General features: G+C 72.3%; 21 protein-coding genes and 1 pseudogene. 7 read left to right on the forward strand and 15 right to left on the reverse strand.

What is annotated here, in order from left to right; all coding sequences use genetic code 11:
• Position 1: 1 nt before the first annotated feature.
• Positions 2-433 (reverse strand): PPOX class F420-dependent oxidoreductase, encoded by a 432-nt coding sequence (locus FGW37_RS31840; protein ID WP_179084247.1) that lies wholly within the window; start codon positions 431-433, stop codon positions 2-4.
• A gap of 15 nt (positions 434-448) precedes the next feature.
• Between FGW37_RS31840 and FGW37_RS31845 the strand changes: the two genes are divergently transcribed.
• A complete protein-coding gene (locus FGW37_RS31845; protein WP_343067213.1) occupies positions 449-1,216 on the forward strand; it encodes an MmyB family transcriptional regulator in 768 nt (255 codons plus the stop codon).
• A gap of 27 nt (positions 1,217-1,243) precedes the next feature.
• Here FGW37_RS31845 and FGW37_RS31850 read toward each other — a convergent pair whose 3' ends face one another.
• From FGW37_RS31850 to FGW37_RS33670, 6 genes and pseudogenes are all read right to left on the reverse strand, one after another.
• On the reverse strand, positions 1,244-1,930 hold the full coding sequence (locus tag FGW37_RS31850; RefSeq protein WP_179084248.1) for a response regulator: 687 nt from the start codon (positions 1,928-1,930) through the stop codon (positions 1,244-1,246).
• Between the two features lies 1 nt (position 1,931).
• Positions 1,932-3,110 carry a sensor histidine kinase gene (locus tag FGW37_RS31855; RefSeq protein WP_179084249.1) on the reverse strand — a complete coding sequence of 393 codons (1,179 nt, stop codon included), beginning with the start codon at positions 3,108-3,110 and terminating at the stop codon, positions 1,932-1,934.
• A gap of 5 nt (positions 3,111-3,115) precedes the next feature.
• Positions 3,116-5,344 carry an MMPL family transporter gene (locus FGW37_RS31860; protein WP_179084250.1) on the reverse strand — a complete coding sequence of 743 codons (2,229 nt, stop codon included), beginning with the start codon at positions 5,342-5,344 and terminating at the stop codon, positions 3,116-3,118.
• A 96-nt stretch (positions 5,345-5,440) separates the two neighbouring features.
• Positions 5,441-6,400, reverse strand: a complete 960-nt coding sequence (locus FGW37_RS31865; RefSeq protein ID WP_179084251.1) for a carbohydrate kinase family protein — start codon at positions 6,398-6,400, stop codon at positions 5,441-5,443.
• Positions 6,397-7,341 (reverse strand): pseudouridine-5'-phosphate glycosidase, encoded by a 945-nt coding sequence (locus tag FGW37_RS31870; RefSeq protein ID WP_179084252.1) that lies wholly within the window; start codon positions 7,339-7,341, stop codon positions 6,397-6,399. The genes FGW37_RS31865 and FGW37_RS31870 overlap by 4 nt, the downstream gene beginning before the upstream one ends.
• Positions 7,342-7,546: 205 nt before the next feature.
• Positions 7,547-7,810, reverse strand: a pseudogene (locus tag FGW37_RS33670) (LysR family transcriptional regulator substrate-binding protein); the annotation flags it as partial.
• A gap of 209 nt (positions 7,811-8,019) precedes the next feature.
• On the opposite strand from FGW37_RS33670, the gene FGW37_RS31880 reads away from it, so the two are divergent.
• Entirely contained in the window at positions 8,020-8,562 is a 543-nt protein-coding gene (locus FGW37_RS31880; RefSeq protein WP_179084253.1) for an RICIN domain-containing protein, read from the forward strand.
• A gap of 210 nt (positions 8,563-8,772) precedes the next feature.
• Positions 8,773-9,444 (forward strand): lipoprotein, encoded by a 672-nt coding sequence (locus FGW37_RS31885; protein ID WP_179084254.1) that lies wholly within the window; start codon positions 8,773-8,775, stop codon positions 9,442-9,444.
• Positions 9,445-9,519: 75 nt separating this feature from the next.
• Here FGW37_RS31885 and FGW37_RS31890 read toward each other — a convergent pair whose 3' ends face one another.
• The 5 genes from FGW37_RS31890 to FGW37_RS31910 all read right to left on the reverse strand — a co-directional run bounded on the left by FGW37_RS31890 (position 9,520) and on the right by FGW37_RS31910 (position 13,797).
• The gene (locus FGW37_RS31890; protein ID WP_179084255.1) at positions 9,520-9,831 is read right to left on the reverse strand and encodes a hypothetical protein; all 312 of its coding nucleotides are present in this window, start codon (positions 9,829-9,831) and stop codon (positions 9,520-9,522) included.
• 162 nt (positions 9,832-9,993) lie between these two features.
• Entirely contained in the window at positions 9,994-12,381 is a 2,388-nt protein-coding gene (locus tag FGW37_RS31895; protein ID WP_179084256.1) for an ATP-binding cassette domain-containing protein, read from the reverse strand.
• A gap of 148 nt (positions 12,382-12,529) precedes the next feature.
• Positions 12,530-12,946, reverse strand: a complete 417-nt coding sequence (locus FGW37_RS31900) for a VOC family protein (RefSeq protein ID WP_179084257.1) — start codon at positions 12,944-12,946, stop codon at positions 12,530-12,532.
• 10 nt (positions 12,947-12,956) lie between these two features.
• The gene (locus FGW37_RS31905; protein WP_179084258.1) at positions 12,957-13,376 is read right to left on the reverse strand and encodes a helix-turn-helix transcriptional regulator; all 420 of its coding nucleotides are present in this window, start codon (positions 13,374-13,376) and stop codon (positions 12,957-12,959) included.
• 46 nt (positions 13,377-13,422) lie between these two features.
• Positions 13,423-13,797: a cupin domain-containing protein gene (locus FGW37_RS31910; protein ID WP_218650622.1), complete on the reverse strand. Its 375-nt coding sequence runs from the start codon at positions 13,795-13,797 to the stop codon at positions 13,423-13,425.
• A gap of 70 nt (positions 13,798-13,867) precedes the next feature.
• On the opposite strand from FGW37_RS31910, the gene FGW37_RS31915 reads away from it, so the two are divergent.
• Positions 13,868-14,824, forward strand: a complete 957-nt coding sequence (locus FGW37_RS31915; protein ID WP_179084260.1) for a GlxA family transcriptional regulator — start codon at positions 13,868-13,870, stop codon at positions 14,822-14,824.
• A gap of 207 nt (positions 14,825-15,031) precedes the next feature.
• Positions 15,032-16,174, forward strand: coding sequence for a GDSL-type esterase/lipase family protein (locus FGW37_RS31920; RefSeq protein WP_179084261.1), 1,143 nt, complete (start codon positions 15,032-15,034; stop codon positions 16,172-16,174).
• Between the two features lie 9 nt (positions 16,175-16,183).
• Here the strand turns inward: FGW37_RS31920 and FGW37_RS31925 are convergent, their stop codons facing one another.
• Positions 16,184-17,428: an SGNH/GDSL hydrolase family protein gene (locus FGW37_RS31925; RefSeq protein ID WP_179084262.1), complete on the reverse strand. Its 1,245-nt coding sequence runs from the start codon at positions 17,426-17,428 to the stop codon at positions 16,184-16,186.
• Positions 17,429-18,522: 1,094 nt separating this feature from the next.
• Here FGW37_RS31925 and FGW37_RS31930 point away from each other — a divergent pair.
• Positions 18,523-18,720 carry a hypothetical protein gene (locus tag FGW37_RS31930; protein WP_179079120.1) on the forward strand — a complete coding sequence of 66 codons (198 nt, stop codon included), beginning with the start codon at positions 18,523-18,525 and terminating at the stop codon, positions 18,718-18,720.
• Between the two features lie 173 nt (positions 18,721-18,893).
• On the opposite strand, the gene FGW37_RS31935 is transcribed toward FGW37_RS31930, so the two are convergent.
• Positions 18,894-19,568 carry a hypothetical protein gene (locus FGW37_RS31935; protein WP_179084263.1) on the reverse strand — a complete coding sequence of 225 codons (675 nt, stop codon included), beginning with the start codon at positions 19,566-19,568 and terminating at the stop codon, positions 18,894-18,896.
• On the reverse strand, positions 19,565-21,829 hold the full coding sequence (locus FGW37_RS31940) for an MMPL family transporter (protein WP_179084264.1): 2,265 nt from the start codon (positions 21,827-21,829) through the stop codon (positions 19,565-19,567). The genes FGW37_RS31935 and FGW37_RS31940 overlap by 4 nt, the downstream gene beginning before the upstream one ends.
• Positions 21,830-22,052: 223 nt before the next feature.
• Between FGW37_RS31940 and FGW37_RS31945 the strand changes: the two genes are divergently transcribed.
• Complete coding sequence (locus FGW37_RS31945; protein WP_179084265.1) at positions 22,053-24,581, forward strand: polyprenyl synthetase family protein; 2,529 nt, start codon at positions 22,053-22,055, stop codon at positions 24,579-24,581.
• The last annotated feature ends 19 nt before the right edge of the window (positions 24,582-24,600 follow it).

A 24,600-nucleotide genomic window follows, 5' to 3' on the forward strand; every position in this document is an offset into this window, starting at 1 on the left:
CTCAGAGAGTGCCTACGACCTTGTTGACGGTGACGCGTACGACGACGCGCTGACCTTCGTTGACCGATTCCGGGTAGAACTCGGCATAGCTCATTCCTGTGTACTTGCGCGAGAGCTCGTCGGCGAGTTCCTGGCCGCCCTCGGTGCTCACGGTGGCGGTACCGCGCAGTTCCGCGTACACGTACGGGTTGTCGAGGGGCTGGACCATGACGCTCACGCGAGGGTCACGCTGCATATTGTGCGTCTTGCGTCGGTCCACCGTGGTGGAGATGAGCACATCGCCACCTTCCCGCTTGACGCACACGGGCGTCGTTTGAGGGCTGCCGTCGGGCTGAATGGTGACCAAGGTAGGGAACACCTTGCCGTCAAGGGCCTTCTTGATTCCGTCGGAAAACTGTGTCACGAGATGCGCCTTCTCCTGATGCCGGGACATGAGAGGTGTTTCGCGATGCGTACCCTCGCGAGGTTCCCCTGCATCGCGAGGAGCTGCTGTTTCACACCTTCAGCACGCTCCGGCGACTCCAGGGAGGCCCCTCCGGCGGATCGGCCGGCCGCGGACGTGGCGCGGCGACCGGCAGGGCGTTCATATCCGCCGTATCCGCTCCCCGCCGGGCACCCGGGGCCTGCGCGCCTGGCGCGACCGCCTGGCGCCAGCCCAGGCCGGGCTGCCGGCGGGGCCGCGCCGCCGCGCGCCCGGCCTGCGCCATCAGGAGCTCGCCACGCTGGCCGGACTTTCAGCCTCGCGCCGCCCACACCCGCCGTCGCGCTCGCCCACGTCACGCCGGGACTGCAGCGGGATCACCGACCGGCTGCCGGCGACGAGGCGGCGGGCCTGGACGGAGAACGCAACGTCCTGCGACGGCACTTCACCGGACGCCCCTCACGAGTGATCCGTACACCCGCCGAAGCCGCGGACTTCGAGGCGTGCGCCGCCGCCGGCCTGCGTGCGAGCCTCGGACGCTTCCCCGGCGACCCCCGGCTGTGCGAACTCGCCGACGAACTACGAGCGGCCCCCCGCTTCGCGGAACTGTGGGCCCGCACCGATGTCGCCGCGAGCACCTCGCAGCGTAAGTCCGTCCAGCACCCCGAAGTCGGACGGCTGACGCTCGACTGCGACGTACTGGAAGCCACAGGCTCGGCCCTCCGCCTAGTCGTCTACACCGCCGCGCCCGGCACTCCCGACCACCAGGCCCTGGCGCTGCTCAGAGTCCTGTGACCGAACGTGTCGGCCGGTCCTGCCTCTTCAGCCGAGTGCGTCCCGTCCGGGCCGCTGCAGCAGACCCCGTTCGATGGCGACGACCACTGCGTGCGTACGGTCACTGACGCCGAGCTTGGCGAAGACCCGCAGCAGGTGGGTCTTCACCGTGGCTTCGGCGATGACGAGGCGCTTGCCGATGTCGGCGTTGGAGAGTCCGTCGGCGACCGCGTTGAGGACGTCGGCCTCGCGGGAGGTCAGCGGGACCCGGGCCGGCCGCCGCATGCGGGCCACCAGCTTCTGTGCGACCCGGGGTGCCAGGACGGTCTCGCCGCGGGCCGCGGACCGGATGGCGTCGGCGAGCTGGTCCCGCGTGGTGTCCTTGAGGAGGTAGCCGATGGCACCGGCCTCGACCGCGCGCTCGATCTCGGCGTCGGTGTCGTACGTCGTCAGGATCAGCACCCGGGTGCCCGTCCCGCCCTTGGCGATCTCGGCGGTCGCGGCCACCCCGTCCAGGACGGGCATGCGCAGGTCGATCAGCGCCACGTCGGGACGGAGCCTCTCGGCGAGTTCGACGGCCTCGCGGCCGTCGCCCGCCTCGCCGACGATCTCGATGGCGGGCTCCGATGCCAGCAGCGCGACCACTCCCGCGCGCATGACGGTGTGGTCGTCCGCCACGATGACGCGCAGCCGGCTGCCCCGGGGGGCCTCGTTCGGTTCCGTCGGTTCCGTCATGTCACACCTGGCCGTTCGCGGGAAGCAGGGCGAGGACGCGGGTGCCGTCCCCGGGAGAGCTTGTGACGGTGAGCTCACCGCCGAGTTCGGCCAGGCGCTTGCGCATGCCGTCCAGGCCGAAGCCGCCGGCCTCCTCGACGACGAAGCCGCAGCCGTCGTCGGTGATCTCCAGTTCGACGCCGTGGGGGTGCAGGCCGAGGACGACGCCCACGGTGGAGGCGGCCGCGTGCTTGCGCACGTTGGCCAGGGACTCCTGGGTGCAGCGCAGCAGGGCGATCCGGGTCTGCTGGTCGCAGTCGATGTCCGGGAGTTCCGCGTCGACGGTGAGGCCCGTGTCCTCGGCGAATCGGTCCAGGGTCCGCCGCAGAGTCAGAGCGACCGAGCCGGGGGCCAGGCCGCTCTGCGGTGCCGAGCCCACCAGGACCCGTGCCTCGGCGAAGTTCTCGCGGGCGGTCTGCTCGATCGAGAGCAGCTGCTGGGCGGCCCGGCCCGGATCCGTGGCGAGGTGCGAACGGGCCGCCTCCGCGAGGACGATGATGGAGGCGAAGCCCTGGGCCAGGGTGTCGTGGATCTCCCGCGCGAGCCGCTCGCGCTCCTCGACGGCGCCCTGACGCCGGTGCGCCTCGGCCAGCCGCTGCTGGGCGTCCTCCAGCTCCGCGCCCAGCAGGTGGGTCCGTTCGTCGCCCTCCCGCACGATCCGGTACACCATCAGCCCCACCAGCACACCGGCCGCGTAGCCGATGAGAGCGAAGGCGGCGTTGCCGCTGAAGAACTCCCCGCTGCGCGCGATGCTGCCCGCCACGGTCGCCGCCGCCGCGACGCCGCTCAGCACGACGGCGGACCGCGGACGGCGGGCGAAGATCCAGAAGTGGGGGAGCGACACGATGAACAGTGCCGCGCCGCCGCCCGGAAGACCGGCCATCGCGCCCAGGCCGAGGGCCAGCACCCACAGGTACCCGGCCGGCCGCAGCACCCGGTTGCCGGGGACCAGCTCCGCGGTCGCGTATCCGGCGGCGAGCACGGCGAGCACGGCCAGCGCCCCGTACTTCGGCGCGCCGGAGTCGTTCTGGACCCCGATGGCCGAGGGCGCCAGGCCGAGGAGCACCCAGCAGACGGCGTTCCACCGGCGGAGCCTGCGTATCCAGTGCTGATGGCCGGGTGGCTGCGGCGGGGAGTTCATGCTGGTCAGCCTACTGACACGGGAGTTCGGGCAGCGGGGACGGCCGCTCGAGCCCTGCGCATGCCGCGCGAGGGCCACCAACTGGCCTCGCCGAGGAGCAGCATGAAGGCGGGCAGCAGCATCGCCCGGATGACGACGGCGTCGAGCAGCACGGCCACCGCCAGGGCGAAGCCCATCTGCTTCATCTCCATGATGTGCAGGAAGACGAAGGCAGCGAAGATCGTCACCATCACGAACGCGGCACTGGTCACCACGCCGGCCGAGCTGCGGATGCCGTCGAGCACGGCCTTGCGGGTCGGTACCCCGCTCAAGGCCGTCTCCCTGATGCGGCTGATGACGAACACCTGATAGTCCATCGACAGGCCGAAGAGGATCACGAACAGGAGAAGCGGGACCCGGGAGCCGATGGACCCGGTGGAGGTGAAGCCGAGGAGCCCCTCGGCCCAGCTGCCCTGGAAGACCAGGACCAGCAGGCCCAGCGAGGCGCCGGCCGAGAGCAGGTTCAGGGCCGTGCCGATCAGACCCAGAACCACGGAGCGGAACGCCCACACCGTCATGGCGAAGGTCACCAGCAGCAGGGACCCGATGACCAGCGGCAGCTTCCCCTTCTGGTGGGCCGGGTAGTCCGCGTAGCGGGCGACGTCCCCGGTCACTCCGGACCGCACGCCGGTCAGTGAGCCGACGGTCGCCGGCACGTAGTCCGTCCGCATACGCTGCAGGGACTGCTGCGCGGCCGCGGAGCTCACATAGTGCGGAACGGGGAGTTCCAGGAGGCTGATCCGCCGGTCCGGCGACACGCGGAGCTCCGCCGAACCGGCGAGGGCGGGGTCGTTCCCGGCGCGCCGGGCGAGTTCGCGCAGCGCGCCGGCCACCTCGCCCGCGCGGCCGGGCTCGGCGCGTACGACGACCTGGTGCATGGACTTCAGCTCCGGGAACGCCCGGTTCAGCCGGTCGTACGTCTGCATGGCCGGAATCCGGCGGGAGTGGGTCTCGCGTCCCATGTCGGTGAGGTTGAGGCCCAGGAGCGGGCTCGCCAGGGCGAGCAGGGCGAGAACAGTGACGCACAGGGTGGCGGCGGGACGCCTGCTCGCGGGACGCAGGAGGGCGGCCGTGATACGGCCGGTGCCGGACTTCGGCGTCCGTACGGGCGTGCCGCGCCCGGACTTGCGAACCGATCGGCGCTCGGCGCGGGCACCGAGCTTGGCGATCAGCGCGGGCAGCACGGTGAGCGAGCTGGCGACGGCGACCAGGCAGACGAGGATCGCACCGGTGGCGATCGAGGAGAAGATGACGTCGTCGGCCAGGTACAGCGTGGCACTGGAGACCGCCACGGCGAGCCCGGATACGACGACGGCCCGGCCGGAGGTGGCGGCGGCCAGCTCCACCACGGCCTGTGTGCTCAGCCTGCCGCCCGAGCGGGCCCGCTCCTCGCGTTCCCGCTTGAGGTAGAAGAGGGTGTAGTCCACGCCGACGGCCATGCCGATCAGCAGGATGACGTTGGTGCCGACGCCGGCGTCCGGGAAGGCGTGGGAGGCGAGCATCGACAGGCCGACGGCCGCGGCGATCGAGGAGAGCGCCAGCAGGATCGGCACCGTGGCCATGGCCGCGGACCGGAACACGAACAGCAGGGTGAGGAGGGTGACGGGCAGCGCGATCAGCTCGGTGCGAGAGAGGTCGCTGCCGCGCTGCTTCTCGACCCCCTTGCTGATGGACGGACTGCCCGTCTCCTCGATCAGCAGGCCTGGGTGGGCCGTCTGTGTCGCAGCCGTCTGCGCGCGCAGCGGTTCGACGTGTTTCTTGCCGTCCAGCTCAGGACCCTTGAGGGTCACGGCGATCCGCAGGGCCGCGCCGTCGGCGGACCGGACGGGGGCGGCCACGGAGGCGACTTCGGGCAGCTTGCGCATGCGGTCGCCGATGTCGCGGGCTGCGGCCGCGGCGACGGACTGATCGAGGCCGGGACGGCCGCTCGTGGCGGTCTTCCCGGGCTCCCCGGTCTTCCCCGGCTTCCCGGAGATGAGTACGTGCTCCACGGGCCGCTGCTGTAGTCCTCCCTCGGTGGCCATCGCCTCGGCACGGCCCGCTTCGCCGATGCGGAAGTCCTCGCTCTTGGCGGGGTTGCCACCGATGCCGGCTCCGGCCCCGAGACAGAGCACCACGAAGAGGAACCAGCCGGAGATGGCGCGCCAGGGGCGCAGGGCGCTCCAGCGGGCCATGCGTACAGGGAGATTGTTCATGGCATTCATGCTGGTCCAGGGCCTGTGGACGCCGACAGCACCGACAGGTCGGACCTTGTGTCCACCGGTCGGTGGACACGGGAGCCGAGGACGGCGTCAGGAGGAGCGGCCGGAGGGAGTTGCCCGTTCCGGGGGATCCTCCGGGGGACGGGAACGGGAACGGGGGCGAGCGCCGATGAGGGTGACCGCTTCGGCGCCGGCCCGGCAGCCCTGACGTGCGGCCGCGGCCGGGTCCCGGCCCGCCAGGCGGGCGGCGAGGAAGGCTCCGGTGAAGGCGTCGCCCGCACCCGTGGTGTCCACGGCGGTGGCCGGCTCGGCCGGGACGCGCGCGACGACCGCGCCGGAGGCGGCGACCAGCGCGCCCCGGGAGCCCTGCGTGGAGACCACGAGGGGGAAGTGCCGGCTCAGCTTGGCCGCTGCGTCGGCCGGATCCGGCAGACCGGTGAGGAGCGCGGCTTCATCGTGATTGGGCAGGAGCGTGTCCGCTCCTGCCACGGCCGCGAGGAAGCGGTCCACGCCGAAGCGGGCGATGAAGCCGGCGGAGGCCGGGTCGACGCTCACCGGCACGGAGCGGGCGCGGGCCGCGTCCATCGCCAGCCGGGCGGCCCTACGGCTCGTGTCGGCGAAGAAGAGATAGCCGGAGACGTGCAGATGGCCGGTTCCGGCCAGGAGGTCGTCACTCCAGTCGGCGGCCGACAGGCGCAGCACCGCTCCGCTGTCGGTGAGGAACGTCCGCTCGCCGTCCGGGCCGACCAGGGAGATGACCGTGCCGGTGGGTGTCTCGGGGTCGACGACCAGGTGCGGGCGGACGCCGGCGGCACGGAGCGCACGCTCGTGCCCGTCCGCTGTATCCGCGCCCACGCGGGCCAGGATGCGTACGTCGCGGGCGCCCGAGCGGGCGGCCCAGCAGGCCACGTTGGCGCCTGCACCGCCCGGGAGGGTGGCGATGCGGGCCGCCGTGTCCGTCGCGGGAGCCAGCGGCGTGCGGTGCCGGGCGACGATGTCGGTCACCACGTCACCCACGACGAGCAGCGTCGCGCTGCCGGCACCGCTCATACGGCGTACGCCGTCGCGATCTCGGCCGCCAGTCGCACGTTGCCCCGCACCGCGGCCACGTTGGCCTCCAAGGACGCGCCGTCGGTGTGCCGGACGAGGTAGTCGAGGAGGAACGGGGTGACCGCCTGTCCGGTGACCCCCTCACTCGCACACGCCGCCAGGGCCTGCGCCAGCACCCGGTCGTGCAGGGCCGGGTCGAGCTGTTCCGCTGCGGGCACCGGATTCGCGACGATCAAGGCCGAAGGCGGGCCGCCGAGCGCATCCTGAGCGCGCAGCACACCGGCCACCTCCGCCGCGGACCCGGCTGTCCAGCCGACCGGCTCTCCCGAGCGGCTGAGGTAGAAGCCCGGGAATTCCGTCGTCCGGAATCCCAGCACGCCGACACCCAGCGTCTCCAGGCGCTGCAGGGTCGCCGGCACGTCCAGGACCGACTTCACCCCTGCGCAGACGACCGCGATCCGTACTCTCGCCAGCAGGTGCAGGTCCGCCGACTCGTCCTGGGTCTGCGCCCACTCACGATGGACGCCGCCGAGGCCGCCCGTCGCGAAGACGCGGATCCCGGCCCGGGCTGCCAGAAAGGCGGTCGCGGACACCGTCGTCGCCCCGCTCGCCCCCGCCGCGACCGCCGGTGCCAGATCGCGGTGCCCCAGCTTGCGGAGCCCGCTCTCGCCCGCCGCGCGCGCCACGCCCGCCACGTGCGCCAATTGCGCCTTGTCCAGCCCGACATGGGGCCGCCCGTCCAGCACCGCCACCGTCGCTGGGACGGCGCCACCGGCCCGTACGAGCTCTTCCAGCTCCTCCGCCACCTGCAGGTTCCGTGGCCCGGGCAGGCCGTGCGCGATGATCGTCGATTCGAGGGCCACCACCGGCCGGCTCCGGTCCAGCGCCTCGCGCACCTCGTCCGAGACGACCAAGGGGTGCTCGCCCGAAGCCTTTGACATCGCAGGCCCTCCTGTCGCGCCGGCCACGGCGCTGCTCACCCGATCCTCGATGCACAGAGCTGTTCCCCGAGACGCGCGACCGGAAGCCTCGGGCAGGGAGGAACGCGCCGATGCACGGCTCAGGAGGCCCTTGCCTTCGCGGGCATGGCCGACGGGGCGGGGTGGTCGGCCGGGGCGGCCCCGGCAGAGAGCGGGAGACCTCGGACAGCACGGTCACGCCGATACCCGCCTGCACCATGCTGATCAGGGTCGCCAGGTCCCGTACCCGGTGAGTGGGAGCGAAGCGCAGCCCGGCCAGGTTGTGGATCGTACGGACGCGGACTTCACAGCCGTTGGGGGAGATCAGGAACGGGTCGTCCTCCAGGTCGCGGATGTGGACGTGCGGCCCGGCGGCGTCGGCCGTGCCGTCCTCCAGCCACGTCGACACCTCGCTGCTGTCGCCCTCGAAGAGCCGCACGGCCGGCCGCACGGTGCCGGTCGTTGCCCCGGCGGCCGCGTACGGAACCCGCCAACTTGCAGGGGCCCCATCAGGCCCCTGCCGATTCCCGGCGAACAGCTATAGCGTGCGGCCTTGCCCGGTCCGGTCCGGGCAAGGCCGGGCCCGGCTCCGGACCGAGGGCAGGCACGGCATGTACGACTCATGATCCAGGCACTTCTCTCGTACGAGGAAGGGGACACATGAAGTCGCGCTATCGCCTCCTGGGAGTCGTGGCGGCCGCCGCCGCGACGCTGCTCACCTCCGGCATCACCGGAGCCTCCGCCGCCGTACCGGACACCAAGCCCGGCACGGACGGCGCCCTCTCCTACGGCTGGATCCGCAACGCCAACAGCGCCCACTGCCTGGCCGTACCCGGCGGCAGCACCGAGAACGGCATCGGGCTCATCCAGTGGGGCTGCGGCAGCTGGCGGGACCACTACTGGCAGTTCGAGTACGCGTTCAACAACGGAGGCCGCAACTACTACCGCATAAGAAACCTCAACAGTCAGCAGTGCCTGGGCGTACCGGGGGCCAGCACCAACCCGGGCACCCAGGTCATCCAGTGGCCGTGCGGCACCTGGGCGGACCACTACTGGGGCATCGACGTCACCGGCAACGGCACGCGCTTGGTGAACTGGAACAGCGGCCAGTGCCTCGCCATCCCCGGCGCGAGCCGCGTGCAGGGCGAGAAGGCCATTCAGTGGCCGTGCGGCACGTGGGCGGATCACTACTGGAACATCTAGCGGGCCTGTACCCGGCCCGTACTCAGGTCCGTACCGGCCCGTACTCGGCCCGTATCCGCGTTCCATGCCCATTGCCGTGCCCGGCGGGGTCCGCTCCCGTCGGGCACGGCTCGCTTATCCGCTGACAGGGGGCATCGGAATAACGGTTGGGAACTCTCCGGATTTGACGCTAAATTTGCGTGGTTGATTCATTCCATGAGGAAAGGTTCCATGCGCAAGCTCACGCGGAGTGCGGTCTCCGCCGCACTCACGGTCGGCGTCCTGTCCGGCTGCTCGTCGGCCGCCGAAAAGGGTGGCGACACCACCCGGGAGTCCACGGCCCCGGCCGAAACGGCCGCGAAGTCCGAGAGGGCCGCGAACAACACCGGCAAGCCGGACGCGAAGAAGGTCACCCGGATCGGCCCCGCCGGCTCGGCCTGCGAGCTCCCGGTGTCCTTCGAGCTGGCCAAGGCATGGAAGCCCTCGGGCCTCTCTGCCGAGGACGGAAAGCTCCTGGCGAAAATCTCCGGCCACCCGGCATTCAGGGGTGCCTGCGAACTCGATGCCAAGCCCGCGGGCAATATCGGCTTCATGCGCGTATGGACCACGGACCGGACCGACTCCTCGGCACGCCGGACGCTGGAGACGTACATGGCCGAGGAGAAGGACGTCACCGAGCAGAAGATCAGCGAGATCAAGGCCGGCGACGACCTTCCCGCCTCGGAAGTGGTCTACACGCAGAAGAGCGCCCTCACGGACGAGCCGAGGCAGCAGCGGGCCCTCGCCGTGAAGACGCCGAAGGGCGTGACCATCGTGCACTTGGGCGGGCTCGACACGGAGGAGCACAAGGAGATGCTCCCGGCCTACGAACTGGCCAAGAAGAGCATGACCCCCATCACCTGAGGCCGGCTCACCACGACGGCCCGGATCCCCTCGCGTACCGTGCGCCGGGATGCGGCCCTGAGCCGCCGCTGCGGCTCAGCAGGTTTCCGTCGTGCCGTAGTTACCGAAGGTGTAGTGGTACGCCGCTCCCGTGCCCGGAGGGATGGTGAAGCAGTCGCTGTCGGGCCCCCAGCCGATGACGACCCGCGCCTTCTGGGTGTTGCCGCAGGCGTTCCACACCCATGCGACCTTTCCGGAAGCGTCGTTGTAGTTGTCCGTCGAGACGCACGGGGGAACGCCTGCCGTCACGGACGTGTCCTGGGCGGGGGCCGCGGCCGCGGGGCCCGCGGCGCAGGCGAGTGCGGCGGCTGCCGCCAGGGAGGTGAACAGGGCTGTGCGCGGTGCCATAGTGCGCCCTCCGTTGTGTGAGGTGGGGTACTTCGCGTACCCGGGTGAGGCGTCTGTAACCGGCCCGGTCGTGAGGACCAGGTGGGAGCGGCCGACCGGCCATGGGGTGCCGTGTACCCTCATGGCCGGATATAGCGGGACATGGCCGGCCCAAGGTGTCGGTCAGGCGCCCACGTACTCCGCGAGATGCTCGCCCGTGAGGGTGGAGCGGGCGGCGACGAGGTCGGCGGGTGTGCCCTCGAAGACGATGCGGCCGCCGTCGTGGCCGGCGCCGGGGCCGAGGTCGATGATCCAGTCGGCGTGCGCCATGACCGCCGGGTGGTGCTCGACGACGATGACCGACTTGCCGGAGTCGACGAGCCGGTCGAGCAGGCCGAGGAGCTGCTCGACGTCGGCGAGGTGCAGGCCGGTGGTCGGCTCGTCGAGGATGTAGACGCCGCCCTTTTCGGCCATGTGCGTCGCGAGCCTGAGGCGCTGCCGTTCGCCGCCGGACAGCGTGGTGAGCGGCTGGCCGAGGGTGAGGTAGCCGAGACCGACGTCGGCGAGCCGGGTGAGGATCTTGTGCGCGGCCGGGATGCGCGCCTCGCCGTCGGCGAAGAACTCCTCGGCCTCGGTCACCGGCATCGCCAGCACCTCGCTGATGTCGCGACCGCCGAGGTGGTAGTCGAGGACCGATGCGTCGAACCGCTTGCCCTCGCAGTCCTCGCAGGTGGTGGCGACACCGGCCATCATCGCCAGGTCGGTGTAGATGACGCCGGCACCGTTGCAAGTGGGGCAGGCACCCTCGGAGTTGGCGCTGAAGAGGGCCGGCTTCACGCCGTTGGCCTTCGCGAACGCCTTGCGGATCGGGTCGAGCAGCCCGGTGTACGTCGCCGGGTTGCTGCGCCGGGAGCCGCGAATCGAGCCCTGGTCGACCGAGACCACTCCCTGATCGCCGGGGATCGATCCGTGCACGAGCGAGCTCTTGCCGGAGCCGGCGACGCCGGTGACGACGGTCAGCACGCCGAGCGGGATGTCGACGTCCACGTTCCGGAGGTTGTGCTCCGTCGCGCCGCGGACCGGAAGCTTCCCGGTGGGCTTGCGCACCGTCTCCTTGAGGCCTGCCCGGTCGTCGAGATGGCGGCCGGTGACGGTGCCGCCCGCCCGCAGCCCCTCCACGGTGCCCTCGAAGCAGACGGTGCCGCCCCCCGTACCGGCGCCGGGCCCGAGGTCGACGACGTGGTCGGCGATCGCGATCGCCTGCGGCTTGTGCTCCACGACGAGCACCGTGTTGCCCTTGTCCCGCAGCCGGAGCAGCAGGTCGTTCATCCGCTGGATGTCGTGGGGGTGCAGGCCCGTGGTGGGCTCGTCGAAGACGTACGTGACGTCGGTGAGCGAGGAGCCGAGGTGGCGGATCATCTTGACGCGCTGCGCCTCGCCGCCGGACAGCGTGCCCGAGGGCCGGTCGAGCGAGAGGTAGCCGAGACCGATCTCCACGAACGAGTCGAGAGTCCCCTGCAGTGCGGTGAGCAGCGGCGCCACCGAGGGCTCCTTGAGACCGCGGACCCACTCGGCGAGGTCTCTGATCTCCATCGCGCAGGCGTCGGCGATGCTGACCTTCTTGATCTTCGACGACCGGGCCCCTTCGCTGAGCCGGGTGCCGTCGCACTCGGGGCAGGTGGCGAACGTCGTCGCCCGCTCCACGAACGCCCGGACGTGCGGCTGCAGCGCGTCGATGTCCTTCGACAGCATCGACTTCTGGATCTTGGGGATCAGCCCCTCGTACGTCAGGTTGATCCCGGCGACCTTGATCTTGGTCGGCTCCTTGTGGAGGAGGTCGTGCAGCTCCCGCTTGGTGTACTTACGGATGGGCTTGTCCGGGTCGAAGAAGCCGCAGCCGGCGAAGATGCGGCCGTACCAGCCGTCCATGCTGTAGCCGGGGATTGTGAGCGCACCCTCGTTGAGCGACTTGGAGTCGTCGTAGAGCTGGGTGAGATCGATGTCCGAGACCGCGCCCCGGCCCTCGCAGCGCGGGCACATGCCACCGGTGCGCTGGTAGGTCGCCTTCACCGCCTTCTTGGTGCCGCGCTCGACCGTGATCGCGCCGCTCGCCCGGACCGAGGCGGTGTTGAAGGAGTACGCGCTGGGCGGGCCGATGTGCGGCTTCCCGAGCCGGCTGAAGAGGATGCGCAGCATCGCGTTGGCGTCGGTGACGGTGCCGACGGTGGAGCGGGGATCGGCACCCAGCCGCTGCTGGTCGACGATTATCGCGGTCGTCAGCCCGTCGAGCACGTCGACCTCGGGCCGCGCCAGCGTGGGCATGAAGCCCTGTACGAAGGCGCTGTAGGTCTCGTTGATCAGCCGCTGCGACTCCGCGGCGATCGTGTCGAACACCAGCGAGCTCTTGCCCGAGCCGGAGACGCCGGTGAACACCGTCAGCCGGCGCTTGGGGATCTCGATGCTGACGTCCTTGAGGTTGTTCACGCGCGCGCCGTGCACGCGGATCAGGTCGTGGCTGTCGGCGGTGTGCGGCGCGGGCGACTTCGTGTTCGCCCTCTTGGCCGTGCTCATCGTGTTTCGTATCTCCATCGGTTACGCGGGCCGCCATCGCGGTCGGGCGGCCTTCGCGGTCGGGCCTCTCGTGCACTTCGCGCCGGGCCGGGACGCGGCGCGAGCGGAAGTCGTCGGCGGGGTGGCGCCCGGTCCGCGGGCGCAGAGATCACTGCTTGCGAGGCTGGGTGAAGCGCAGCATGTTGCCGGAGGGATCGCGGAAGGCGCAGTCGCGGACGCCGTACGGCTGGTCGACCGGCTCCTGCAGCACCTCGCCGCCCGCGGCGCGGATGCGCTCGAAGGTGGCGTCGCAGTCGTCGGTGTGGAAGATGACACCGCGCAGCTGGCCCTTGGCCAGCAGTTCCGCCATGGCCTGCCTGTCGGCGGGCGAGGCGTTCGGGTCCGCGAGGGGCGGTTCGAGCACGATGTTCACGTCGGGCTGCGACGGCGCGCCGACGGTCACCCAGCGCATCCCTTCGAACCCGACGTCGTTGCGCACCTCCAGGCCGAGCACGTCCCGGTAGAAGGCGAGCGCCTTGTCGTGGTCGTCGACGGCGATGAAGCACGCTGAAAGCTTGATGTCCATGCGTTTCACGCTACGGGCGGGGGTCGGGTTTCGCTTCTCCATTTCTGACCGGTCGCGTGTGGATCTTGGCGATGCAGGGCGGGATGGCGGCGCCGTCGTCATGGCGGCGGGCCCGGTACGCGCTCGGGCTCTCGCCCACCAGCTCGGTGAACCGTGAGCTGAACGACCCCAGCGACGTACAGCCGACCTCGAAGCAGACCTCCGTCACCGTCAGGTCACCCCGCCGCAGCAGCGCCTTCGCCCGCTCGATCCGGCGCGTCATCAAGTAGCTGTACGGCGTCTCCCCGAAGGCGGCGCGGAAGCTGCGGGAGAAATGGCCCGTCGACATCAGGGCGGCGCGCGCGAGCGCCGGCACGTCGAGCGGCTTCGCGTAGTCGCGGTCCATCCGGTCACGGGCCCGGCGCAGCCGGACGAGGTCCTCCAGGTTCACGCGACCAGGATCCCATCCCACGGGGCCGGGCGCCGAGGGCACGTCGCTAGCCCTCGGGGTAGAAGAGGAACAGCGTGCAGCCGGTCGTCGTCTGCGGGACGTGTGAGGAGCCTGCCGGGGCGTGGATGAAGGAGCCCGCCGGATAGTCGCGGTCGCCGTCGTTGAAGATGCCGGAGATCACGTAGACCTCTTCGGGACCCGGCTCGTGGAGATCCACTCCCTGCCAGCACGTGCCGGGGTCCATCTCCAGTACATGGGCCGTCGCGCCCTGGTCGCCGCTCCACAGCGTGCGCAGGCGGATGCCGGGGAAGAGCTCGCGAACCGGAGCGTCCTGCAGGGCGGACCACGTATAGGCGGAGGCGGAGGCGGAGACCGAGGTGGGGGCGGAGGTGGAGGCGAAAGTGCTCTGTTCTGTGGCCATGGGGAAAGCCTGACCGACCGCCGTCGCCTCGCCGAGTGTCAAGAATGACATGCTGCGGTACTTTCCTGCCATGCATGTGCACCGCGTAGTGGCCCTCGTCCATCCCCCGCAATCCACCTTCGAGCTCGCGTGCGCAGCCGAGGTCTTCGGGATCGAGCGACGAGAGCTGCCCGCCCGCTACGCGTTCGGCGTCTGCACGGAGAACCCCGGCCCGGTCCCGACCCGCGCCGGGTACGACATGCTGGTGACCGACGGGCTGGACGCGCTCGACCGGGCGGACACCGTGATCGTCCCGGGGTGGCTGCCCACCGACGGGGAGCCTTCGCCGGCGGTGCTCCGCGCCCTGCGCCGCGCGCACTCCCGCGGGGCGCGGGTCGTCAGCATCTGCTCCGGAGCCTTCGCCGTGGCGCAGGCCGGTCTGCTGGACGGTCGGCAGGCCACCACGCACTGGGCGCTGGCGCAGGAGTTCGCCGCGCGCTTCCCGGCGGTCGGGTTCGCTGCGGACGTGCTCTACGTGGATCACGGTGACGTGGCCACCAGCGCGGGTTCCGGGGCCGGAATCGACCTGTGCCTGCACCTGGTCCGCACCGACCACGGCGCCCGCTACGCAGCGGATGTCGCACGGAGCATGGTCATGCCGCCCCACCGCGAGGGCGGGCAGCTGCAGTACGCGGCGCCGCCGCACCCCTTGCAGATAGAGGGGACCCTCGCGCCACTGCTGGAGTGGGCCACCGGCAGACTCGGCGAACCGCTGGCCCTCGACGACCTCGCCGCACATGCGGGCATCTCGGCACGCACCCTGGCCCGGAGGTTCACCGATCAGCTCGGCACCAGCCCCGGGCAGTGGCTGCTGGCCCGGCGGATCACAGCGGCCAGGGAGCTGCTGGAATCCTCCGACCTCCCGCTGGACGCCGTCGCCCGCCGCGTCGGCCTCTCCTCGGCCACCAACCTCCGCAGGCGCTTCCTCAGCGCCCTGGGCACCACCCCCGGCGCCTACCGCCGTGCGTTCCGGGCGGGGCAGCGGTAGCACCCCGTGGATCCCCCGTGGATCACCCCGTGGATCCGTTCCGTGTCACAACTCTTGCGCCGGCACCGGGCCGAGGGTTTCCTCATTGCCGCAACTCGCCCACCGAGAGGACACCCCGTGTACTTAGACCGCGCACGTTTCAGAGCACGTTCCGGACAGGCCCGCCGCCCTGCGCGCACCGTACTCGTCGGTGCGGTCCTCAGTACCTTGGCGGCACTCGCGAGCGCCGCGCCCGTACAGGCCGCGGCTCCCGGTCCGGCTCCGGGTCCGGCTTCGGCCCCGCCGGCCGGCCCGTCCGTGGCGGTCGCGCTCGGGGACAGCTTCATCTCCGGTGAGGGCGGCCGCTGGCTCGGCAACACCGACCGCTACGACAAGGGCCGCAACGGCACCGACCGGGCCTGGACCGGTACGGCGTACGACCCCGGGCGCGTCTACGGCGCGACAGGGGCGCTCCGCGGCTGCCACCGCTCGGACGTCGCGGAGATCCTCACCGCACCCCTGCCCGTGGCCGAACGCATCAACCTCGCCTGCTCCGGGGCCGAGACGCAGCACGTCCTGAGCGCCGCCCGGGGCGGCCTGTCCCTCAACGGAGAGGCACCGCAGGCCGACCGGCTCGCGCAGATCGCCCGCACCAAGAAGGTCACGCTCGTGGCCCTCTCCGTCGGCGGGAACGACCTCGGCTTCGGCACCGTCATCGGCGACTGCGCCTACGACTGGGCTTTCAGCCGCCTGTGCTGGAAGAAGCAGGCCGCGGAGGTCGACCGTAAACTGCCCGCCGTCCGGGCGAAGGTGTCCGCGGTCGTGGACGACGTCCGGGCCACGATGGCGGCCGCCGGTTACGGCGACGGCGACTACCGGCTCGTCCTGCAGTCGTACCCGTCGCCCCTTCCCGGCGGCGAGGAGTTCCGCCTGCGCGAAGGCGACCCGAACCGCCTGCGCAGGGACGGCTGTCCCGTCAACGACCGGGACGCCTCCTGGGCCCGCTACACCCTCGTCCCCCAGCTGTCCGCCATGATCCGTGACGTCGCCGCGTCCCGGGGCGCGGACTTCCTCGACCTCAAGGACACGATGGCGGGACACGAGGTCTGCGCCCTCGGAACCACCCAGGTGGGAGCCACCGGACCCGACGCCCGTAAGCACGAGTGGTTCCGCTTCCTCGACTACGCCGACACCCAGGGGACGCTGGAGGAATCCCTGCACCCCAACGCCTTCGGGCAGCGGGCGCTGGGTGCCTGCCTGGGCCTCGTGGCGGCGGCCCGGCCCGGCCGGCCCGGCTGCGTCGCGGACTACCTCGGCGACGGCTCGCCGACCGCCATGCGCATCCGCCCGGCGGACCAAGCCGGGCGTTGAACGGGTGTTTCAGACGCGCGTGGCGGCGAACGGGCCGCCGGAGCCGAAGGCCAGGGCGGCGAAGCGCTCACCGATGCGACGGTGTGCCGCGGCGTCCGGGTGGAGCTGGTCGGGCAGCGGCAGTTCGGCGAAGTCCGCCTCCCCGTAGAGCTCGCGGCCGTCGAGGTAGTACAGGTTCGGGTCGTCGGCCGACCGCTGCTCCACCAGGCGGGCCAGTTCGTCCCGGATGACGTTGAGGGTCAGCTTCCCGGCGGCCCGTTCCGCGGGGTCGCCCGCGGCCCGGAACCGCAGCCTCCCCTCGCTGAGGCCGCTGAAGTCCGGGGCGCTGGGGCCGGGGGTGTCCTCGTGGATGGGGCACAGGATGGGGGAGACGACCAGGAGTGGCGTGGTGGCGTGGCCCTCGCGGACGGTGTCGAGGAAGCCGTGCACCGCGGGGCTGAAGGCGCGCAGGCGCATCAGGTCGGTGTTGACGAGATTGATGCCGATCTTGATGCTGATCAGGTCCGCGGGGGTGTCGCGCAGGGCGCGGGCGGTGAACGGGTCGAGCAGCGCGCTGCCGCCCAGCCCCAGATTGGTCAGTTCCACGCCACCGAGGGAGCCGGCCAGCGCGGGCCAGGTCGTGCTGGGGCTCGCGGCGTCGGAGCCGTGACTGATCGAACTGCCGTGATGCATCCACTTCTTGCGATCCCCGTCGGGCAGGGGATCGACGGGAGCGTCGGTGCGCAGGGCGACCAGCTGGGTGATCTCGTTGTGCGGCAGCCAGATCTCGACGTCCTTGACGCGGTCGGGCAGGCCGGAGAACCGGACGGTGCCGACCGGGCCGGGACGGGTCTCCGCTGATCCGGTGGTCATGTCCACCAACAGGACGTTGCCGCCGGTCACGCTCGCCCGCCCGGCCAGGCGGCCGTCGACGCGCAGGTCGTAGACGCCGTCGGGGCGGGGCGGGGCGCCCTGGTAGACGTTCTTGGTGCGGAGGGCGTCCAGCTCGATGACACCGGCCCGCGTGCGGAACGCCAGCCGTACGCCGGAGGGCTGGGCCTCCGCCATGGCCAGCTGCCCGTCGGCGCACTGGGCCCGGGCCCGGGCCGGCAGCCGGTGCGGCAGTACCCCGTGTTCGGTGTGCTCCAGGTCCAGGGCGCCGCGCAGGAGATCCGCGGTGATGGGCGTGGTGACGGGTGGTGTCGTCCAGTCCGTCGCCGGGGTCGTGATGGGGGTGTCGGGGAGGTCGGGGATGTCGTCGAGCCGGTCGTTCATGGGTGCATTCTGCGGGCCGGGTCCGTGGAACGCCCAATCAATATCCGTCAATATCCGTTCACCGGGTATCCGGATGCAGGCCGTCCCCGCGGCGTGCGCTCGTCGTGATGTGCTGAGGTAATTTTCCGCCCATCGGAGGAATCTTCTGGGAACGAGAGTTGGAGGCACCGGAGGCGTGCAGGCTGTTCCGCGTGACGGGGCGGCGGAGAACACGGTATGCGGTGATGCTGGCCACGGCTGCTGCGCTGGCGATGACGGGCGAGGCCGCGGCCGACGACGCCGGGGCGAGTGTCGCGACGGGCAACACGTCGGTGAACGCCGTCCTGCACCGCCTGCCGAGCCTGCTGCCGCCGCATCCGCCGTCACACGTCGCCGTGGACGCGCTGGGCGGCAACGCCCGAGCGGAAGTGACCGACAACGGCCAAGGGTGCCTGGACGTCACTGCGCGCGTGCTCACCGTGGACGCAGAAGTGTGGCTGAAGTGCCGCAACGCCCGGCCGCCCGCCCCGGCGCCACCGGCCCCCGCACCCACGGCTCCGGCCCCGCCCGCGCCCGCCCCACCTGCGCCCGCCCCGCCGGCCCCTGCGCCGCCCGCGCCTGCTCCGCCGGCTCCGGCGCCTCCTGCCCCGGCACCTCCCGCCCCTGGTCCCGGTGCTCCGGCTCCCGCCCCGCCCGGGCCGGGAGCGCCGGCTCCTGCTCCGCCGGCCCCGCCTGCGCCCGCCCCTCCTGCCCCTGCGCCGCCCGCGCCCGAGCCTCCTGCCCCCGGCCCGGGTGCTCCTCCTCCTGCACCGCCCGGGGCGGAGGCGCCGGCTCCACCGGCTGCGGCCCCTCCGGCCCCTCCTGCGCCCCCCGCCCCCGCACCCCCGGCTCCTGCCCCGCCCGCGCCCGCCCCACCTGCCCCGGCGCCACCTGCACCCGCCCCACCCGCTCCTGCTCCCGTGCCCCCACCGGCTGCACCGCAAGCACCCCCGGCCCCGGCGCCTCCCCCTGCCCCGGCGCCCGCAGCCCCAGCGCCCCCTCAACTCCCGCCGGGCCCCGCCCCGGTCGTGAGGACGCCGCCTCGCCCTGCTTCGCCTCCCGCCCCGCCGAACACGGTGCCTGTACCGAAACCGCCCACCGATCTGTGCGGCTCCAGGAACCGCTGCCCCTCCTACCGGAAGGTCCTCCCGTCAGCGACCGAGAAGCAGCTCGGGGGCCTGTCGCTGGTGACCCTCACCCTGCTGCTCACCACCCCGGCCGTGCTGGCCGCGGCACTCCTGCGGCCGCGCTCCAGCAGCCGGCGAAACCGGTGAGGGCGCCGGGTGAACGCAGACTCCGGGACCGCTGCCTCGGCACCGACCAACCGCCCTGACAGCACTGGCGTACGCACGCCCGGGGGGTTCCGTCAGCGGGTAGGCGTACCGGTCGGCCGGGACGTGACGGCCGGCTCCCGTGACGCCTTCCCGGGGCCCGCCGCGCCCCGGAGTCACGAGAAGGAGATGTTGCCCCGCCCCGCGACCGTCCGCAGGCCGCGGGCCGCGCAGCCGGTCACGTCGGTGGTGGGCACCGCCCGGCCGCGTACGTGGCGGTACGCCATCCGCCCCGAGACCACGTCGCCGCTGAGGAAGGTGTCCGCCGGGGTGTAGCCGCCACCGCCGCGCGGGGACGGCCTGAGGCGGGAGGTCCCGGCGGTCCGGCCGCGCTGTGCCCAGCCGTGGTACCAGGTGACGACGGCGGATCCCTCGGGACGGGCTGCGGTGAGGCAGTTGGCCGTCGCCGAGCCGCGCAGGACCATCCGTCCGGACCGGATCCCGTACTGGCTGCCGTCCGCGGAGGTGCAGCGGTCGAGCAGGACCGTGCCCGTGGCCGACACCCGTTGCACGCGGCCGGTGACGGGCGGGCGGAAGACGAGGGGGTCGCCGGGGGCGGTCTGCAGGGAGCAGGACAGAGCGGTCCCGGCCAAGGCGGTCCCGGCCGGCGCCGCCCCGGTCGCGGCCGCTGCAGCCGGCGTGGTCCCGGGGCCCGCTGTCGTGCAGAGGGCGCCGAGCAGCAGGGCGCTCAGAGCCGCGTGGATCGTCGCGGTACGCGGACGACGCGGACGACGCGGACGATACGGACCGTGCGGACGACGGGTGCGGCGCGGACGACGCGTGGTGGTCATGTGCGGATCTTCTTCCTCACGGTCTGTTTCTGCTGGGCCGGCACGGCACCCGCGGGTGCCGGCGGCACGAAGGCGGTGTGGAGCCCGAGGCGCCGGTGGAGACGCCGCAGCGGCGCAGGCGCCCACCAGTTGGCGTGCCCGGCAAGCCGCATGAAGGCGGGCACGAGGACGCCGCGCACGACGGTGGCGTCCATGAGCACGGCGAGGGCGATGCCGCATCCGAACATCTTCAGCAGCACCACGTGCGAGGTCAGCAGCGGCAGCACGGCGATGGCGACGAGCAGCGACGCCGTGGTGATCACCCGGCCGGTGCGGGCGATGCCGTTGACGACGGCGGTGCGGCAGTCGGCGCCGGCCCGGTGCTCCTCCTGGATGCGGGCGATGAGAAAAAGCTCGTAGTCCACCGAGACCCCGAAGGCGAAGCAGAACATCACCACCGGCATGGCCGTCTCCAGCTCGCCGGTCACGGCGAACGACCCGAGGAGGCCGCGCAGATGGCCGTCCTGGAAGATGTGGACCATGGCCCCGAAGCCGGCGCACATGCTCAGCGCGGCCAGTACCACGGCCTTGAGCGGGATGAGCAGCGAACCGGTGAACAGGAAGAGCAGGACCAGCACGCAGCCGATCAACAGCGCCCCGATGAAGGGCAGGACGTGCGCGAGGGCCGTCTTGGTGTCCAGCACGAGCGCCGGGCAGCCGGTGACCAGGTGCGGGCCGGGGGAGGGCAGCGCGCGCAGGGTCCGTACGAGGTCCGGGTCGCTCGCGGGCGGACCGGATCCCGTCACCGCGAGCCAGGTGCCGCCCGTGGTGATCTGCAGCAGCGATCCGGGCGTCGGCCCGGCCACCTGGCGTCCGTGTGCGTACGTCCCGAGGCCCGTCACCACGCTCGCGACGTCGGGCCGTTCGGACAACTGCCGGGCGTAGGCGGTCACCTCCGCCTCCTGCTCGACAGCATCCGTGGCCGGCAACACGACGGTGACGGCGCGGTCCCACGGGAGGGAGAAGTCACGCTCGATGCCCGCGGCGACGGCGTGGGACTCCAGCTCGGCCGGCAGCACCCGGTAGTCGGTGACGCCGAAGCGGACGTGGGCGAACGGCAGCGCCGACGCGGCGAGCAGCAGCACGCAGCAGCCGCCGGCCAGGACGGGCCGGCCGGTGGCGGCACGGGCGACGCGCCGCCACAGCGGGCTCTCCACGGAACGTGGCCGGCGCCACCGGGCCAGCGGGTCGCCGCGGTCGATCCAGCGGCCGAGCAGAACCAGCAGCGCCGGCAGAACGAACGCCGTGGCGAGCCCGCAGCACAGCACGACCGCGATGCCCGCGCAGGCCAGAGACCGCAGGAACGGCAGGGGGAACAGCAGCATGGGGGTCATGCAGAGCGCGATCGTGCCGCTGGAGAAGAACACGGTGCGCCCGGCGGTGCGCATGGTGCGCAGCGTCGCGCCCCGGGTGTCGGGGCTGCCGTGGACATCGTGGCCGCCGCCTTTCGCAGCGGCGAGTTCCTGGCGGTAGCGGCTGACGAGGAGCAACCCGTAGTCGACGGTCACGCCGAAGCCGAGCGCCGTTGAGACGTTCGTGGCGAGCGCGGACACGGGCATCACGTCGGCCAGCGCACACACCAGTGCATAGGCGCCCAGCACCGCGAACAGCCCGGTCAGCACCGGCAGCAGGGCCGCGACCGGGGAACCGAAGGCCAGCAGCAGCGCCAGCGCGGTCAGCGGCACGCCGAGCAGCTCGGCCCGCAGCAGCTCCTGCCCGCTGACCTCGGTGGCCTGCGCCGAGACGTAGGAGGTGCCGGTGGCCGACACCCGCAGCGGACCGTGGACTCCGGTGAAGCGCGGCACCAGCCGTGCGGCGGCCCGCGCCGTACCCGCGTCGTCTCCCGCCAGGTCGGCCACGACGAGGGCGCTGCGCCCGTTCTTGCTCAGCAGCTCGGGGGTGCCCGTGTTCCAGTACGAGTAGACGCGCTCGACGCCCGGCTGCCGGGAGAGCCTGACGGTGAGGTCCAGGCCCGCGCGGGAGACGTCCTCCGAACCGGCGGGGGAGCGGGCGTCCGCGCGCAGCACCAGGTCCGGCAGGCCTGCGTGGAAGCGATCGGCCATGACGGCGTCGGCGCGAGCGGCCTCGGTCCCGGTGGCGAGGTAGCCGCCGCCGCTGAACTGAGGGCGGGCTCCCAGCAGCCACATCCCCAGCACCGCGCCCAGCAGGCCCGCCCCGGCCAGTACCCGCCAGGGACGGGAGACCACCCACCGCGTCATCATCTTCGTCCACCGTTCCCATCGGTCGTGTCCCGGGTATACGGCGGCGGCCGGGCACCCCTGCGGGCGGCACGCCCGCGCTCACCCGAATGCACCCGACAGAGCACGGATCGCCTGCAACGGGCGATCCATACGGGTGGTCGCAGGTAACCGTGTTGACGCTCGTGCGGTTGGGCGATTACGGCCGGTACGCAAACCGCACCGCAGGACTCCCCTTGGGACACCCGTGAACCAGCACGCCACACAGGCACCGCCGTCCTCGTCGGCGGCCGCCGCCGCCGACTCCGGCGAGTCCGTACGCGAGGACCTGCCCCACCCGGACCGTCCCGTCGAGCGGTGGTCCGTCAACGCCTCGGTACGGACGGCCGAAGGCGAAGAGCACAGCCTGTCCGTGCAGTTCCTGTGCAGGCGGCCGGGAGCCGGGGGAGAGGCCGGAACCGCCCGGCCCGGCGGGGGAGCGGACCGGCCCGCCGGCCACACCGTCATCTGGTCGCACACCGATCACGCCACCGGCTGCCGCACCACCGAGTCCTGGCTGGACGAGGGAGCCCTCGCCGAGGCGCGCTCCGCCTTCGAGGACACCTCGGCATGGGACCCCCACGTGCGCCGGGCCGTCCTCGACGCCCTGGCAGGCGGCAGGCCGCTCCTGCCCGACCGGCTGCTGCACGCGCCCGTACGTCTTGCCGCGCATCGGCTGGACCTGGACTTCGGCGGCGCCGCCACCCTCATCCGGCACCCGGACGGTTCGTACGGCCTGACCGTGACCGGCGAGGCCGGGGGCTTCGCACTGACCCTCAGCCCGGGCAAGTCGCCCCTGCTGCTGTGCGAGGGCGACGAAACGGAACCCCCCGGGGCCCTGTCCTCGTCGTGCCTGCCGCGCATGACGGCCGGAGGCACCGTGTCCGTCGCCGGCCGCGATCCGGTGCGTGTCACGGGAGAGGCATGGCTGGAGCACTCCTACGGCACCTGTCCGGAAGGCGCGCACCGCCCCGGCGGCGCGGAGACCGCCTGGATGCGGGTTCAGGTGCAGCTGGACAACGGCTGGGACGTGGTGCTCCTGCGCACCAGCCTCGTCGAGGAGACCACCGAGACCGAGCCGTATCTGCTGGACCCGGAGGATCTGCCGGATCTGATGGACGTGCCGGACGTGCCGGACGTGCCGGACGTGCCGGATGTGCTGGACGTGCTGGACGTGCTGGACGACGCGCCGGCTTTCCAGGAACTGCCCGATCGGCCCATGGCCACCCACACGACGCAGGCACAGCACACGGTGTGCGCCGTCTCCGGTCCCGACGGACACGGCCGGCAGGCGACGGCGGAGCTGTGGACAACGCGCCGCTGGGACTCCTCGGTCACCATGAACTGCTACCCCGTCGCCACCCGGTTGCGGATCCCCGAAGCAGGCCTCGACGTGCGGCTCACCGCGTCCCCGTACGCGCAAGAGATCTCGTCCATGTCCCTGGGCCGCGCCTTCTGGCACGGCCGGTGCCGGGTGGAAGGCACGATGGGCGGACGGCCCGTCGGCGGGCACGCGCGCGTGGAGTTCGTTCCGCCCAACACTATCGGTGACTTCGAAGACTTCATGCGCCGCATCGGCCGGCTCACGAGGGAGGAAGTGCGCCGGTTCTACCCCGACACCGCCGACCCCCGGGTGCTGGGCGCTCTGGCCGGCCTCGAAGGTCATGCCCCCCTCGACGAGGCTTCGTCCGGAGAGGTGCACGACGGGCTCGTCCTGCCCGTACGCCACCTCGCGGATCTGGGCGGGAAGTCATGGCGCTCCTTCGCCTCCGCCTGCGTCATGGCCCTCTTCAGCGAGGCTGTGGAGCGCTACCGGCCCCTGATGGCCATCACCGAGCTGCTGCACACCGGGTCCCTGATCGTCGACGACGTGGAGGACGCCTCCCCGATGAGACGCGGCGGCCCCACCGTCCACGAGGTCTTCGGCACACCGACCGCCATCAACGCGGGTACGGCCGCCTACTTCGTCTTCGACCGGGTGGCGGACGACGTCCTGCCCGACGACCCCGTGCTGCGCCTGCGGGTGCACCGGGCCTATGTGCGCGCCCTGCGCGCGGGCCACGCCGGACAGGCCCTCGACATCGCCGGCCACGAGCAGGCCATGGACACCGCCGTGGCCACCGGCGACGCCTCGGTGCTGCTGCAGCGGCTGCACTCCACCCACCGGCTGAAGTCCGGCCTGCCGGTACGGATGTTCGCCGAGGTCAGCGCCCTGCTGACCGGCGCGGGGGAGGCGGAGACCGCCGCCGTCGGCGCGTACTTCGAGGCCCTCGGCGTGGCCTACCAGATCAGCGACGACGTCGCGGACCTGCGCGGCATCGGCACCGTCAGGCACGGCGGACGCCGCCGCGCGGCCAAGCGCGTGGCCGAGGACCTGCTCAACGGCAAGGTCACGGTGCCGCTCGCCCACGCCGTTCCCCTGCTGCCCCCCGGCCGTCTGCGCGCCGTGTGGGAGGCCGTGCGCGGCGGCCGCGCCACTGCGCAGACGGCGGAAGGCGTCGCCGCCGTCCTCACCGAGTGCGGCGCGGTGGACGCCGCCCGCGCCCATGCCCGGGCCCTTCTCGAGGAGGCCTGGCCGGCCGTCGACCGCGCCCTGCCGCCGACGATGCCCAAGGCGATCATGCGCAGCCTGGGCTGGTACGCGGCCGAGCGCGAGGACGACGTCCCCGGCACGGCCGTGGACGGCCGGCCACCGGCCCCGCGTAAACCGCTGCACCTGACCGGCGACCGGGTCTGACGAGAGGTCCGGCGAGGAT

The sequence above is a fragment of the Streptomyces rectiverticillatus genome, from assembly GCF_013394065.1.
GTDB classification, from domain to species: domain Bacteria; phylum Actinomycetota; class Actinomycetes; order Streptomycetales; family Streptomycetaceae; genus Streptomyces; species Streptomyces rectiverticillatus.